This is a genomic window from Halococcus sediminicola (assembly GCF_000755245.1).
GTDB classification, from domain to species: Archaea; Halobacteriota; Halobacteria; order Halobacteriales; family Halococcaceae; genus Halococcus; species Halococcus sediminicola.
The window spans coordinates 13,922-26,773 of sequence record NZ_BBMP01000023.1 but is presented as its reverse complement, the minus strand read 5'-3'; the positions used below and the strand labels follow the sequence as shown (position 1 = coordinate 26,773).

The following is a 12,852-nucleotide window of genomic DNA, read 5'->3' as shown; positions in this document are numbered from 1 at the left end:
AACGTCTCACAACAAGGCGAAACAAGGACGGGAAAGCGACCGAATTTCAGCTGATAACCAGTAGCGTGACATGACTATTCTCGCTCTTACTGCTCTGAAGCCGATTATCCGAGGAGATTGTTGAGAGTTAGGAGGATGAAGAGCAGAATAACGGCCTCATTGACGATCCACGAGTTGGCGTTCATCCAGTCACGAACCTTTGGAAGAAACGCTTCTGCCCGCTTGCCGAGCGCAAGCACAGCAATCGACGGGAGTGCCAGAAGGAGGACAGTAAGTAAGATAAAACCGATGGAATCCCTCCACGGCAGGTCGTTGCTCGAGAGATACGAACCGACGGCCGCAGAGGTGAGAATATCGGTCGGAAACACACCTAATAACAAGAAGCCAAGCTTGAACGAGAACCGGGGATTCGCGGATTGTAGTTTCCCCATCCACTTTGGCGGTTCTGCCTCCTCTCTACCGAGGTATACCGAGACCATAGCAGAGAGCAAGAGAAGGAGTACAATTATCTGCAAACCCGTGTGAGAACTCTCCCCTCCACCAGAAACACTGTTGCCGAGGAGATATGCGACTGTGACGATAAGCGTGATCGAGAGAGTTGCTCCGAATACGAACAAGGCAGAGTTTCGCCGCCAGTCCTCACTCGTAGCGAGGAAGATGGCACTGAGAAGTTGCGGGCCCGCAATCATCACAATTGCTAACGGGAGGAGGGTGAGAAAACTCATCGCTCAACCGTCCTGTACTCCGCTTTTTCACTATTATCTTCATAGCTTATGTGAAACCTGTTCTTCATTTTGAATTTCTGTTAGTCGTCACGTCGTCTGTGTGCTTTCCGCTCCCTTGGTCGATGGTGGGTCTCATTAGGTCGCCTCCCCTCCCTTCAACGGATCGTCAAGATCCTCATCCGTATCCTGGAACGTCGTCTGACCGACATCGAGAGGGAGAGATGGTTCTTCGTCACGGAGTTGTGGGACGACCACCTGGAGGAACTGGACGACGATGACCATCAAGAGTGGGCCAAGGAAGATACCATACCACCCGAACAGAGCCGGCCCGAGGAGATAGGCGAACATGACGAGCGAGAGATGGAACATCTTTCCCGAGAGGTACGGCCGGATGTACGTTCGGACGACGTTATCGAACGCCAGCGCCATGAACACGAAAAACAGGAGTGGGTACCAGACGAGCGTTGGGTTGAGCTGGATAGCGCCCAACGCGAGAACTGCAGCGATACCAAGATAGATGATGGACCGACCAACTAGAGGGACGAGAGTGAAAAGACCGGTAACGACCGCTAACAGGATCGTTGCTGGAATGAGGAGATTTCCCGGGGCGAAGAAATTGAACACGTTGTAAATGACCGCTGTAAGAATCATGATGACAAAGATAGTCAACGTGTACCCGAAGAACACCGAGTTCAATCCTCTATCGACTGCCTCGAGATAATCGATAGACACTGCGTCGCTCCCGAGAATCTGTTTTTTGCCCCACTGACTGAGACGCTGGTCTTCCACAAGGAGAAAGAACCCCAACAACAGCGAAAGGAACATCATGAAGAGACCAGAAGCGGTGGCACCCACGAAGGCTTGCGCTTCGGTGAGTGTCGATTGTACCGACGGGTCTGATAGCGTCGCAGTCGCTGTATCTATTAACTGATTGGGGTCGTCCGGTATCGCCCCTATGCCAATCGGTGATTGTTCGAGGAGTTGTTCTGAAGTTTCAGATGTCACAAAGGCGGCGAATTGTCCGAGCGCTACTGAAAGAAACACCCCTAGTAATAGCAAAATGGGTACGATAATCAGAAGCAGTGTGAGTGCCGCTGAAAGGTTTCCTTTCCCGATTTGGTGGCCGATGCGTCGGTTGATGGGACGAGCAACATAGTAGATGAAGAGCCCTAAGACTACCCACGGAAGAAAGGTGTATCCAACGAAAGCGATGATTCCAAACACCACCAAACCCACGATGCCCCATTTCACATCCGGTCGAGCGACGCGGACCCGCGTTACTCCCGGGCCTTCTCCACTTGTAGCCATGCAGTGCTAGTGGATATAAGATATCTTATAAGTATCGCTGAATTGCCGATGAGATTGATATATAGTCGGCGGTAGCATCTAGAGGTTTCAATGCGATCTTTGTGTTATATAGTGAGGGTACATATCCAGAGACGCGATACGCTTCGTACTAGATCTTGATATAGAAGGTTCCTGAGTTGAATTAGAGATGGGTGGTTTACACCAAAGACAGGGAGAAAGCCCACTGTTTACAGGTGGGATGAATCGCGTAAGCTACTTGTTTCTCTCGCCCGTTTCTTTCGATACGGTAGGAACGGGTGGAGCCGAACCCTAACGTCTGTGGAGACTGGGACCGCTGTGCCTTCGGGTATAAGTCCTGTCGCCGAAGCAGGAAGCCCACGAGTTTACTCGTGGGAGCCATCACTTTGTATCTTCTTGCTGTGACTGTCGTTAGAGTTCCAACCGAAAATATCTAACCGGTGGTGGTTCAGGCACCTCGTGGCTTCGTTCCCAAGGAGGCGCTTTCCTCATTGGACCTACGGCCACTCATCGCAAGCATAATCAACGACAGCCCTGTGCTGAGGAGGTTTACACCAAACAAAATACCAATGGCCCAGATAGCGGTACTCGGCCATCCGATCCAAATTAGGGCACCGACAACGATGCCGAGAACACCGCTAGCCACCATCCATCCCCGTCCCTGCTCGCCTCGAAGTCCCACTCCCATGGCAACCTCAAGGATTCCGTTGAAAATAAAGAACGCTGCTAGAATCACCGTCAACGTCGCTAACGTAAACAGGGGATTTACTACTAAGGCAATACCTGCGATAGCGTACAGCGTAGCCAAGATAACTTGCCAAATCGCTCCCTTCCAGTTCCCTGCCGAGAAAGAATGAGCAACGTGCACGAACCCACTGGCAAGGAGCAACATTCCAAGCAAGACTGAAATCGACACTCCGGTGATGAACGGAAACACAACAGCTAATACCCCGAAAATCGCGGTCAAGGCGCCAACGAGAGCAAGCGGCCGCCAGCTAGTTGATAGTGGTGTCTCTTCGACTGCAGCATTGGTTTCAGAACTCATGATTGCTTATCACTCAGCAACCATATGACGGGCAATAGCTTAAACTAGTATTCTCAACCATTGTCAAATTGTCGGCAAAGAGAAATTTACCGAACCAATAGGATGGTCCGATATGCAAAATTATAATGGCGCTATTCTTGACGCGCAACCCGTACGTTACGGTGTTGTTTGCGTGCTCGTTGTTGGTTCAGATGCTGGTATGAGCCATGACGGAACAACTCGGGTAAGGAGAACCATTCCAACTAATTCCACGAGTGTCTGCGTTACGACGACCGCTGGAGCGAGCTCGTATCCAGATGGCAATGCAAGTGCCAACGGCAAAATAACCAGCGAGTTTCGAGTAACGGATGTGAATACCAGAGCACGGCTTTCGCCTACATCCATCTGGAAGAGGCTGGCTGCCAACCGTCCGAGCAGTGGCATCACAACGAGAAACGCTATGTAGACAGGAACAACCACCGCGATCTGCCCAATCGAACTTTCAACACGCAGGAGTTGGGACGCAATAACCACGAACAGCGTCGCACTCATCATTGGGGCTGGCAACCACCCCATTGCATCTTCCCACCGCTTTCCGGTCTCAGAACGCTCTGCACCAATTTCAGTGAGCCATGCGAACGTCAGCGGAAGCGCGATGATGAGGACAAACGCTTTAATGAAGGGTCCTGCCTGGATGAACTCTGCTACCCGTTCTCCCATGAACACCCATAGATACCCCGGAAGGAGCAGCAACTGAATGAGTAGCAGCACTGGCGTCGCAGCAGTGATCTGTTCTGAATCACCGTTCGCAAGCTCCGTGAACGAAATCACGTAGTCGATGCACGGCGTGAGTAATACCATGAATGCCCCGACGAGAATGACCGGATTCTGGGGGAGAAATCGAGTGAGAATGAAGACGACAACCGGGACTACGAGGAAGTTCATTCCAAGCGCAGCCAGCATAAACCGGCCGTTTGTGAACGCTCGTCGAAGTTTGACGAACGGGATTTCAAGGAATGTCACGTACGGCTCTATTGAATCCGCAGAGGGCAGCGGGATTCACGGTTTGAGGGGCAATTCGAGGTTGTAGACCGCAGCGGTGAGCGTGATCTCGCGGAACTGTCGATACCATGACCGCGCTCGGACGGCGGAGCCGTACGAGCGCTTGATTACCGAGTTTACGGTCTCACAGATCGAGCGCTGGTTGTAGAGTTCGTCCTGGATTCGCGCGTTGTGCGCGTGATCGTACGGTGCGAAGACACGGTGTTTGATCAGCGGACGCACGCCTTCAGCACGTAACTCCTCGCGGAAACTCATGGCGTCGTAGCCCTTGTCGGCGGCGAGGCTGAGCAGGTCGCCTGCGTTTCGCAGGGCGACCTGCGGGCCAACGTTCGTCCCGTTGGGCCACTTCGCACTACAATGAACGTCGATAACCGCGCCCTGCGCGGTATCGACGAGAAATGTCGCTTGCACGGTCTGTACGTCTCGATCACAGCGCTTGAGATAGTGGCTCGATGCTTCTCTGCGGTCGAAGTAGGTGGCATCGATGGCGGCGTGACCGGACTGGTCGAGCAGCTCCGACGAGAGTCGGAGCAGCTCTCGCCAGACGGCCATCGGAGCTCGATCAAGGGACCTACACAGCGCGGACGGACCAAGGAACTCACCGCGCTCGAGGACGAGCGCGGCTCGTATGCGTTCCATTTCTTCGGCCCAGTCGAGGACTTCGGTGAGTGTCGCGTCCATATGCTCACGGAGAAAGTGCAAGACAGCGTGCTTCCAGCCGGCAACTCTGTTGCCGGCAGGATGGCTGATCTGCATCAGCGCTGCATCAGTAAGTTTTCGTGCAATCGAGACAGCCTGTTTGACGAAGCGGAAGAGAATCTTCTGCACAAAGACTCCTCTTCCGCTTCGTCTCAATCGTTCTGACGACTCATCCCGACGCTGTCGGCGGATTCAATAGAGCCGAATATAATCGATAGCGGGGAGGTGTTGTCCGCCACTCAGATCGTACGTTGCTCGCTTGCGTTGATATCTCTCGGAGCGATATCCCAGTAGTAGCGGGAACTCGCCTACTCATCTAGAACCAGCAGCAAACAACCGTTTCAATGAATAGTCGATGCTTCGAACTCCGTGCTGTTGTGCATTATACACCCGGTACATTGCACCGTCTCGTCCTCTGTTCCGCTCTCTGCCAGTATGATGAACTGGTCCTCTGAGTCAAGGAGCTTTGAACCCACATCTTGGTAGGAGTAAATAGACCCAACTGCTCCTGTTCTTCTCGGTGTGACTGAAATAGCCATACCAACCTCGAAAACGAGATGTTCTCGAGGCTCATCGCAATCGCTTGCTGCTACCGTTTCAATACGGATGCTGTCGCCATCCTCCGTGTTAAAGATCATTGCAGGTAGCTCGAACGCGAACACCATCATGGATTCTGTCTCGCGTTCCGAGCCACTGTGTAGCCCACGGTACCCTGGATATAATACTCAGCCAGTGTTCGATCGAGTATGTTTCAGCCATGAGTTCTCCCGATGACGGAGACGAAAGAGGGTTTGATGATGCATACACTGGAACGCCTCCGTGGGCTATTTCTCGGCGTATTCGGAGAGATCCGTCGGTCGAGACGTGTCCGTCTGTTCGGGGGATAGCGAGACGAATTCCAAATCTTCGCTCGCAAGCAATCGCTCGGCGCGATCGGTTACCGACGGAGCAACCAAGATTCCCCTGACGGATTTACCGTACAACTCGCGTTCGAGAGCTTCGACGTACCGGTGCAATTGTCCGACCGCATCCGGACCTACTCGGCGGCGTTTGAGCTCGACCGCAGTGGGAGTGCCATCGGCGTCCTGACCGTAGATATCGATTGCCCCAGCGACAGTCTCGCGTTCGGTCGCCATTGCCGTGAATCCAGTTTCGAGGACGTCAGGATTGGCAAGAATTCGTTGGCGAAGGTCCTCTTCACTGCCTTCGAGTGCGAGACCCGAGGTGTCATCCAACTCCAGTAGTGAAGCCTGTGCAACCGCCTCGAAGGTAATCTCAAGCTCTTCGTGAGGTGAGGTGCGGACACTCTCGACGATGAGGCTGTCGCCGTCGAGACGAGCGTTGTGCGTCGAACCGGGTGGCTGCCAGTTGACCGGTTTGCGCTGGCTGTCTTGGTGAACCAACAGCGTGCCATCGGGCTTGAGAATTACCAAGCGCTCACCAGGCGGGAGATGACTCGATGCGCGTCCGTCGTAGTCGACTTCACACTCTCCGACGAGTGTGAGCATTCCGCCGCGCTCAAAGCCCGTGCTGAGCAGTTCGAGCGCATCTTCGGACGCTGGGTCAGCGAGCGACGAGACGGGCATAGCAGCTGTTTAGGTCTACAACAAGGTAGTGGATTCGGTGGTGTACGTGGTGTCTGTCTGTGACGAAATTTGCGCGGTCAGGAAGCAGCATTGACCGCCCCGTTGTCGTGATACTGATTTTTCACCGACTACGGCACTGCTAGATTGAGCTCTCCAGTTCGAGTGCTTCGATCGGCGTTTGATTCTCCAGCGCTTGGTGACTTCTGAGGTGGTTGTAGTAGGCGGTGTAGGCAGTCAGCCACCGTTGGGCGCTTGGCTGACTGTCATTCCAAGTCTCGTGAAATCGGCCGACACGCATGGTATAGGTCTGGACAGCTTCCCAACGACGTTCCGGTCAGTGTAGTTGAGGTCGTCGAGGAGGTCGGTCTTCGCCAGCGCCGTCAGGTAGCCCATGCCGTCGACGAGGAACTCCGCTCAGTTCAACCTCAATCTAGCAGTGCCTCCAGAGGGGAGTGAATGTTGAATATCCAGAATGGCTACCGTCTCGTTGCTGGCGGTTGTGAGAATCCACGGGAAAGTTTACGCGATTCACGCCCGCTGTGGAATGGCTGGATTCTCTCCCTGTTTGAAGATAGTCGGATCCCAATTCGTTGCCCTGAGTGGCCGCTCTCTTTGTGGCCGGAAACTGCAATCCGCACCCTTTTGCGGGTTCCTACCCTTAGTTTTAGCAATGGAATATCGCCGTCTTGTCGAGATTTACGACCGTCTCGACGCAACATCTTCGACACTCGAAAAAACCGATATCCTAGCTAATGCTTTCGGCGACGCCGGAGAGTTGCTACCGGAGCTTACCCAACTCGCTCGCGGTCGCCTATTCGCCGCATGGGAGAGCGACGACCTTGGTGTCTCATCGTCGCTCACGGCGCAAGCTATTGTCGATGCGACCGGCATCGATGACGAGCAGATCCAGTCATGGTGGCGTGAAACTGGTGACCTCGGGAACGCCGCCGCAAACGCCGTCGAGAATCGTGCTCAGACTACTCTCGTCTCGGAGACGCTCGACGTCCGCACTGTCTACGACACTCTCCGCGGTCTCTCCGAATACGAGGGGCCAGGCAGTCAGGAGCGACGCATCAACGATATTGCGGACCTGCTCGCGGACGCCGAACCGGACGAAGCACGCTATATCGTACGGACTATCGTCGGTGCAATGCGGCTGGGAGTTGGTGAAGGAACCATTCGCGACGCCCTCGCTATGGCGTTTTTCGATGGTTCCGACGAAGCGATCCAAGCGGTCGAACGGGCCTACGAAGTCACGAACGACTTTCGGACCGTAGGCGAGACCGCCCGCGAGCAGGGACGCGATGGACTCGATGCCCTTGAAGTCGAGCTGTTCCGGCCCGTGAAGGCCATGCTCGCCCAGAAAGCCGAAGACGTTGCTGACGCACTCGACGCAACCGAACAGCCCCTCGTCGAGTACAAGTACGACGGAATGCGGACGAAAATCCATGTGAGCAGCGACGAGATTCGCGTGTTCACCCGACAACTCGAAGACGTCACGACACAGTTCCCGGACATTGTCGCTGCCGTCCGCGACGAAATCACTGTCGAGAGCGCCATTATCGAGGCCGAGGTAGTATCATACGATTCCGAGACGGGTAAGCCGATTCCCTTTCAGGAATTTTCCAAACGTATCAAGCGGAAAAACGATATCGAGAAGATGGCCACAGAGTATCCTGCAACCGTCCACGTCTTTGACCTCCTCTACCACGATGGCCAATCGCTCGTCGATGCACCACTGGCCGAGCGCGTCAAGCATCTTGAAGGGATCATCGAGCACGGTGGAGAAACCGTCCAGCGGGCAGCGAACCTCCAGTCAGCATCGGCCGAGGGGGCGGAGTCGTTCTACGCTGACGCGCTGGAGGCCGGTCAGGAAGGCCTAATCGTGAAGAATGCGAACGCCTCCTACCAGCCCGGGTCACGTGTCGGATATATGTTGAAAGTCAAGCCAATGATGGAGCCGCTCGACCTCGTTGTCGTGCAGGCGAAGTGGAGTGAGGGCCGCAAAAGTGACTGGCTGGGTCGCCTGCGTCTCGCCTGCTGGGACGCTGAACAGGAGGAACTCCGCGAGGTCGGGCGGATGTTCTCCGGGATGACCGATGCCGAACTCCGCGAGATCACAGCCAAGCTCGAACCTCTGATCCAGTCGATTGATGACCGAACGGCGAACCTTCGCCCGGAGGTCGTCATCCAAGTCGAGTACGAAGAGATCCAAGAATCGACCACCTACGATTCCGGGTACGCGCTCCGATTCCCACGGTTTGGTGGATTCCGCGATGACCTCGGACCCGAGAATGCCGACCGGTTAGAGCGCGTCGAACGCCTCTACGAGGAGCAGTAGCGATGAGCTACCCTGCAATAACTAGGTTGTCGAAAAGAACACAACATGGCGGTAGTCATCGATGACGGGTGCCGGGACGGTCAGCCTCCGCGACGGCGTGCAGATCGACCTCACGACCGGCGAGACATTTGTCGCGGACGCAACCAAACCTAGTGGAGATATCATCGCACTGAGTCACGCCCACGGCGATCATCTGTATACACGTGCACCTGCTGGCGTGATCTGTTCGGGCCTCACCGCTCGACTCGCTGCTGCGCGCCGAGAAGACGAAGGGTCGCTTTCACGCAAGTCGCATCGAGCAGTCAAACAGGTGTCAGCGGGACACGTTCCGGGGTCACGCGCTACGATCATTGATGATGACGACGGAACCACCTACCTCTACACGGGTGACTTCTCGACGCGGGATCGATTCACTCTCGACGGATTCGACGCAAAAGCAGTCGCCACTGACCACAACATCGACGTGCTCATCACCGAAACCACCTATGGAACGCCAGAGTACGTTTTCGAAGAGCAGGATGTACTAGAGACTCGTATCGTCAACTGGCTGAATGACACTCACGAGACGCCGGTCATCCTCTTCGGCTACACGCTCGGGCGCGCCCAGGAACTCGAATTGCTCGTCAATCGTTCCGAGCGCGAGCGACTATTCGTGACAGAGGCTACCGAGCGAATAAACGACGTTATTGGCAAAGCTCATGGTATTGACTTCGGCGCTGATCGCTACAGGCGAGATGTGACAATAGGAGCTGGGGACGCGCTGGTACTTCCTGCGCAGACGAACAAGCTCTCGTTCGTTGACCACATCGTCGAAAACACGGGCGCGGTCAAGGCCGGCTTCTCGGGGTGGGCCACCGAGGACTCGTTCAAGTATCGCGGCGACTATGACGAGACGTTCGTGCTTTCCGACCACAGCGATTTCGCTGAGCTTGTTGCAACTGTTGAAGCACTCAATCCGAACCAGGTATACACTCAGCACGGGTTCGCCGACGCATTCGCTACTCATCTCGAAGCTGAACTCGATATTGAAGCACGGTCGCTCAAGAAAAATCAAACCTCGCTAGATGCCTTCTGAATTTGTCACACCAACAAAAACGGTTCTCAGATATCGTCTATTAGCTCTTTTTGTTTTGGAATCCACGTCACTGTCACCGACCCCGCGGTAAACGGCGGGGCTTGCGTGGCGGTCGGTGGGGGCGTCGTTGCGCGCCTAATCCGACCTCGTTTGATGGCGGACCACACCACCAGCGGCAATTTAGTTGCGGGTGTTCTCGGACCTTCATCCTTTCCGTCCGCACCGCAATCCGGGAAGATGTTCAGTCGTCGTCGTTCCCCACTCCGAGGTTGGGTGACTGCAGCCCGTCCATGACGAGAAACCGAACAGTGGTCGAAGCGTCCGGCACCCCTTGCGGGGCTGTCTTCGGCCCGTCGTGGACTATAGGGCCTAGCGTAACCTTTTGACGTTCAGGATCGACGAGCAGGCGACGATCAAAGAATACTGCCAGACTAAGCGAAATCAACCATCGAAAAGTTCTGATAAGCCCTACCGTCCAGACGGGCCGCGGAGCTAAGAAGTTTACCCGATTCCGCCCCACCCTTCAGCCCCTCGGGCTTCAGGACGGGGTTATCTCCCTGCGGAAAGATGCTTTGTGAGTATGCGATCAGCTAGATCGCAATCTGGATGGGCTAATGGAAGGGATCGACCATCTCTTCTTTTACCCAAAAGGGAGTCTATGAACGTGCAGAGGTGAGTTTTGTTCTCAATCCTCGTGTTCGTCATCGTGCTCGTCATCGTCGTCGCGCTCATCATCGTCGTGTTCGCCATCATTGTCAGCCATCAAACTAAAATATTCAAGAACAGTTGGCGTATCCGCAATAAGACTGTCAACATCCAGTTCAATAGGTTGACGGGCCTCTCTCCAATCATCGACCGTATAGACATTCACTTCGCGTCCTTCCTCGTGAGCGGTTTCAACCAAATCTCGATCAAGTACCCCTAATGAAGGATTGAGTGCTTCAGCATCGATTTTTCTGGCAAATTCCAAATTCCTTTTCTTGTTATTTCCAAACAATTTTGCTACATCAACATCCGGATCAATCTTTCGAACTGCTTCGAGTGCATCTCTGCTGAACGAAGAAACATAAAAATCACCAGAATATCCTGAAGCAATGTCCAATGTACGTTTGGCAACATACTCCCAAGAGTAATTGAATGAACTCTTGAATTCAATATTCATCGTAATACTTGGCTCGACTGTGTCAAGAACTTCAGTTAGTGTTGGTACTGTCTCACCTGTCTCTAGAACTTCAGCATCTAGTACCGTTTCGCAAGAAGTGTCGCCTACTATTCCTTCTTTATCTGTAAGGCTATCCAGTGAATTATCATGAAATACGACAATTTCTCCTTCACGACATGGCATAATATCGATCTCAATTCGGTCAGCCCCGATTTGCGACGAGCCTTCCATAGCTGCTAACGTATTCTGCGGAAAGAGATCTCTGTATCCACGATGTGCAGTTATACGAGGACTATAATCCTCGCCTTGATCAGAATTTGCCTCCTTGTTTCTAGAATCCTGCGCTGCTGCAGTAGTACTCAATGCTGAAGTTCCGACAATTGCACCTGCAGCTTTGAGAGCAGTACGTCGCGAAAACTGCTTCTGCTGTTTAGTGCCTTTCGATGGCATACCATACCAACTTCCTTCATATACATTGATTTTTTGGCCGTGTTGCAAACTGGTCTAAAATTCGATAACAATTGACTCCCACTTAGGGGGAGAGGGGTGCTGAGTACGCCTAAATACGAAACGGACCTGAAAACTCACCTCCAACGGACGCTGGGTGTCTACGCCCATGCACTTCAGCTAACTCCCCCAACGGGGTAGACAGCCGAGAGACGCTTGTTCGTGCTCTCGTCTTGTCGGTGGTGATTCAATCTCGACAGTGTGGTCGGGCGTCAGTAGCACTCGGCAATCGTCCGGATCAGCGGTGACGAGGGTATGGAGATCGTGGTTGGGCAACGCAAATGACTAGTCGTTTTTCTCACCTTGTGTAACAGCTGGCTTTCCAGAAACAACGGAATGTTACCCAAGGCACGACGAGAGCGGAACAGACTGGCGACGGTGGACCGAATGCAGTGCCGACCCGACGATTACGCCGATGCAATGCACGATTTGCGGGACGGACGGCACTGAATACGACGCCCCGGCTTGCATCTACTCGACCGTACGTGGATCGTGCGGGATCTGTCGGCGGCACGAGTGCGCGCTAACTCCGGTTGCGGTTACTTTGGACCTCACCACACGAACTTAGCGGTTCAGTCGCCATCCTCGGCAATTGGGGAGACGGTGCTGGTGGGTATCTGTTGGCAGTACGTTTTTGCGGTTGTAGAGAGATACACTATACATGGCCGAGCGTGACACACGGCGGATTGCTCGTGACATCATGGAAGAGCCACATATCCATGGACGGCGCATCAGCGTCCGGCAAGTGTACGCTCTCATCGAAACACGCGACGAAGACCCAGAATCGGTTGCCGACCGATTCGACCTTGATCTGGCTGATGTCTATCATGCACTCGCATACTACCATGATCACCCACGTGAGATGCGTGAGATGGAAGACGAACGGGAGGTGGCCATGAGAGAGTTCCGCAAGACGATTGACCGGCCGGAAGGCGTCGATCCAGATACGGCGTGAGATGAGCGAGTGGCGATTTCTCTGCGACGAGAACCTCGACCCGAAGACCGCAACCTACCTACGAAAGGAGGGGCTTCACGCCGAACACGTTCGCGATGTCCTTTGGCAGGGTGCGGACGACGCGGATGATGTCCTGCCGTACGCACGAGAACACAACCTCATCATTGTGACGAGCGACGTGAAAGACTTCAGCGATCAACAGGTAGATACTCACGCTGGGATCGTGCTTCTATACGACGACACGATGCCCGCATATCGCGTTGCGTCGGCCCTTCTTGCGATGGTTGACGCGTATCCAAGACGCGACGAGTTCATGGGACGCGAAGAACTCGACCCGTGGGCCTGAACACCTCGTCTTACTTCACCACCGATTCTGGGGAGTGTTCTCGA

11 protein-coding genes and 2 pseudogenes are annotated in these 12,852 nt (G+C 54.1%); 4 read left to right on the top strand and 9 right to left on the bottom strand.

Annotated features, from left to right (window positions below; all coding sequences use genetic code 11):
* Positions 1–104 precede the first annotated feature (104 nt).
* The 8 genes and pseudogenes from ACP97_RS14405 to ACP97_RS21435 form a co-directional block, all read right to left on the bottom strand.
* A complete protein-coding gene (locus ACP97_RS14405) occupies positions 105–725 on the bottom strand; it encodes a GAP family protein (protein WP_049998547.1) in 621 nt (206 codons plus the stop codon).
* Positions 726–860: 135 nt separating this feature from the next.
* Positions 861–2,033 carry an AI-2E family transporter gene (locus ACP97_RS14400; RefSeq protein WP_237561176.1) on the bottom strand — a complete coding sequence of 391 codons (1,173 nt, stop codon included), beginning with the start codon at positions 2,031–2,033 and terminating at the stop codon, positions 861–863.
* Between the two features lie 466 nt (positions 2,034–2,499).
* The gene (locus ACP97_RS14395) at positions 2,500–3,096 is read right to left on the bottom strand and encodes an HdeD family acid-resistance protein (RefSeq protein ID WP_049998546.1); all 597 of its coding nucleotides are present in this window, start codon (positions 3,094–3,096) and stop codon (positions 2,500–2,502) included.
* Positions 3,097–3,252: 156 nt separating this feature from the next.
* Positions 3,253–4,101, bottom strand: a pseudogene (locus ACP97_RS14390) (arsenic resistance protein); the annotation flags it as partial.
* Between the two features lie 33 nt (positions 4,102–4,134).
* Positions 4,135–4,965 (bottom strand): IS5 family transposase, encoded by an 831-nt coding sequence (locus ACP97_RS14385; RefSeq protein WP_049998545.1) that lies wholly within the window; start codon positions 4,963–4,965, stop codon positions 4,135–4,137.
* Between the two features lie 212 nt (positions 4,966–5,177).
* Complete coding sequence (locus tag ACP97_RS14380; protein ID WP_049998544.1) at positions 5,178–5,504, bottom strand: hypothetical protein; 327 nt, start codon at positions 5,502–5,504, stop codon at positions 5,178–5,180.
* Positions 5,505–5,660: 156 nt separating this feature from the next.
* On the bottom strand, positions 5,661–6,422 hold the full coding sequence (gene nucS / locus ACP97_RS14375) for an endonuclease NucS (RefSeq protein ID WP_049998543.1): 762 nt from the start codon (positions 6,420–6,422) through the stop codon (positions 5,661–5,663).
* A gap of 139 nt (positions 6,423–6,561) precedes the next feature.
* Positions 6,562–6,836: pseudogene (locus tag ACP97_RS21435) on the bottom strand (IS6 family transposase); the annotation flags it as partial.
* 256 nt (positions 6,837–7,092) lie between these two features.
* Between ACP97_RS21435 and ACP97_RS14365 the strand changes: the two are divergent.
* Together ACP97_RS14365 and ACP97_RS14360 are read left to right on the top strand one after the other, a co-directional pair.
* Positions 7,093–8,763: an ATP-dependent DNA ligase gene (locus tag ACP97_RS14365; protein ID WP_049998542.1), complete on the top strand. Its 1,671-nt coding sequence runs from the start codon at positions 7,093–7,095 to the stop codon at positions 8,761–8,763.
* 61 nt (positions 8,764–8,824) lie between these two features.
* Positions 8,825–9,838, top strand: coding sequence for an mRNA 3'-end processing factor (locus tag ACP97_RS14360; protein ID WP_049998541.1), 1,014 nt, complete (start codon positions 8,825–8,827; stop codon positions 9,836–9,838).
* A 685-nt stretch (positions 9,839–10,523) separates the two neighbouring features.
* Here ACP97_RS14360 and ACP97_RS19120 read toward each other — a convergent pair.
* Positions 10,524–11,450, bottom strand: a complete 927-nt coding sequence (locus tag ACP97_RS19120; protein WP_079977641.1) for a glycerophosphodiester phosphodiesterase — start codon at positions 11,448–11,450, stop codon at positions 10,524–10,526.
* A 718-nt stretch (positions 11,451–12,168) separates the two neighbouring features.
* Here ACP97_RS19120 and ACP97_RS14350 point away from each other — a divergent pair.
* Together ACP97_RS14350 and ACP97_RS14345 are read left to right on the top strand one after the other, a co-directional pair.
* A complete protein-coding gene (locus tag ACP97_RS14350) occupies positions 12,169–12,462 on the top strand; it encodes a DUF433 domain-containing protein (RefSeq protein ID WP_049998539.1) in 294 nt (97 codons plus the stop codon).
* A 1-nt stretch (position 12,463) separates the two neighbouring features.
* Positions 12,464–12,808, top strand: a complete 345-nt coding sequence (locus ACP97_RS14345) for a DUF5615 family PIN-like protein (RefSeq protein ID WP_049998538.1) — start codon at positions 12,464–12,466, stop codon at positions 12,806–12,808.
* Positions 12,809–12,852: the final 44 nt, after the last annotated feature.

Coding starts and splice junctions, on each gene's coding strand:
- ACP97_RS14405 (WP_049998547.1), bottom strand. CDS start 725: ATGAGTTTTCTCACCCTCCTCCCGTTAGCAATTGTGATGATTGCGGGC.
- ACP97_RS14400 (WP_237561176.1), bottom strand. CDS start 2,033: ATGGCTACAAGTGGAGAAGGCCCGGGAGTAACGCGGGTCCGCGTCGCT.
- ACP97_RS14395 (WP_049998546.1), bottom strand. CDS start 3,096: ATGAGTTCTGAAACCAATGCTGCAGTCGAAGAGACACCACTATCAACT.
- ACP97_RS14380 (WP_049998544.1), bottom strand. CDS start 5,504: ATGATGGTGTTCGCGTTCGAGCTACCTGCAATGATCTTTAACACGGAG.
- nucS (WP_049998543.1), bottom strand. CDS start 6,422: ATGCCCGTCTCGTCGCTCGCTGACCCAGCGTCCGAAGATGCGCTCGAA.
- ACP97_RS14365 (WP_049998542.1), top strand. CDS start 7,093: ATGGAATATCGCCGTCTTGTCGAGATTTACGACCGTCTCGACGCAACA.
- ACP97_RS14360 (WP_049998541.1), top strand. CDS start 8,825: ATGACGGGTGCCGGGACGGTCAGCCTCCGCGACGGCGTGCAGATCGAC.
- ACP97_RS19120 (WP_079977641.1), bottom strand. CDS start 11,450: ATGCCATCGAAAGGCACTAAACAGCAGAAGCAGTTTTCGCGACGTACT.
- ACP97_RS14350 (WP_049998539.1), top strand. CDS start 12,169: ATGGCCGAGCGTGACACACGGCGGATTGCTCGTGACATCATGGAAGAG.
- ACP97_RS14345 (WP_049998538.1), top strand. CDS start 12,464: ATGAGCGAGTGGCGATTTCTCTGCGACGAGAACCTCGACCCGAAGACC.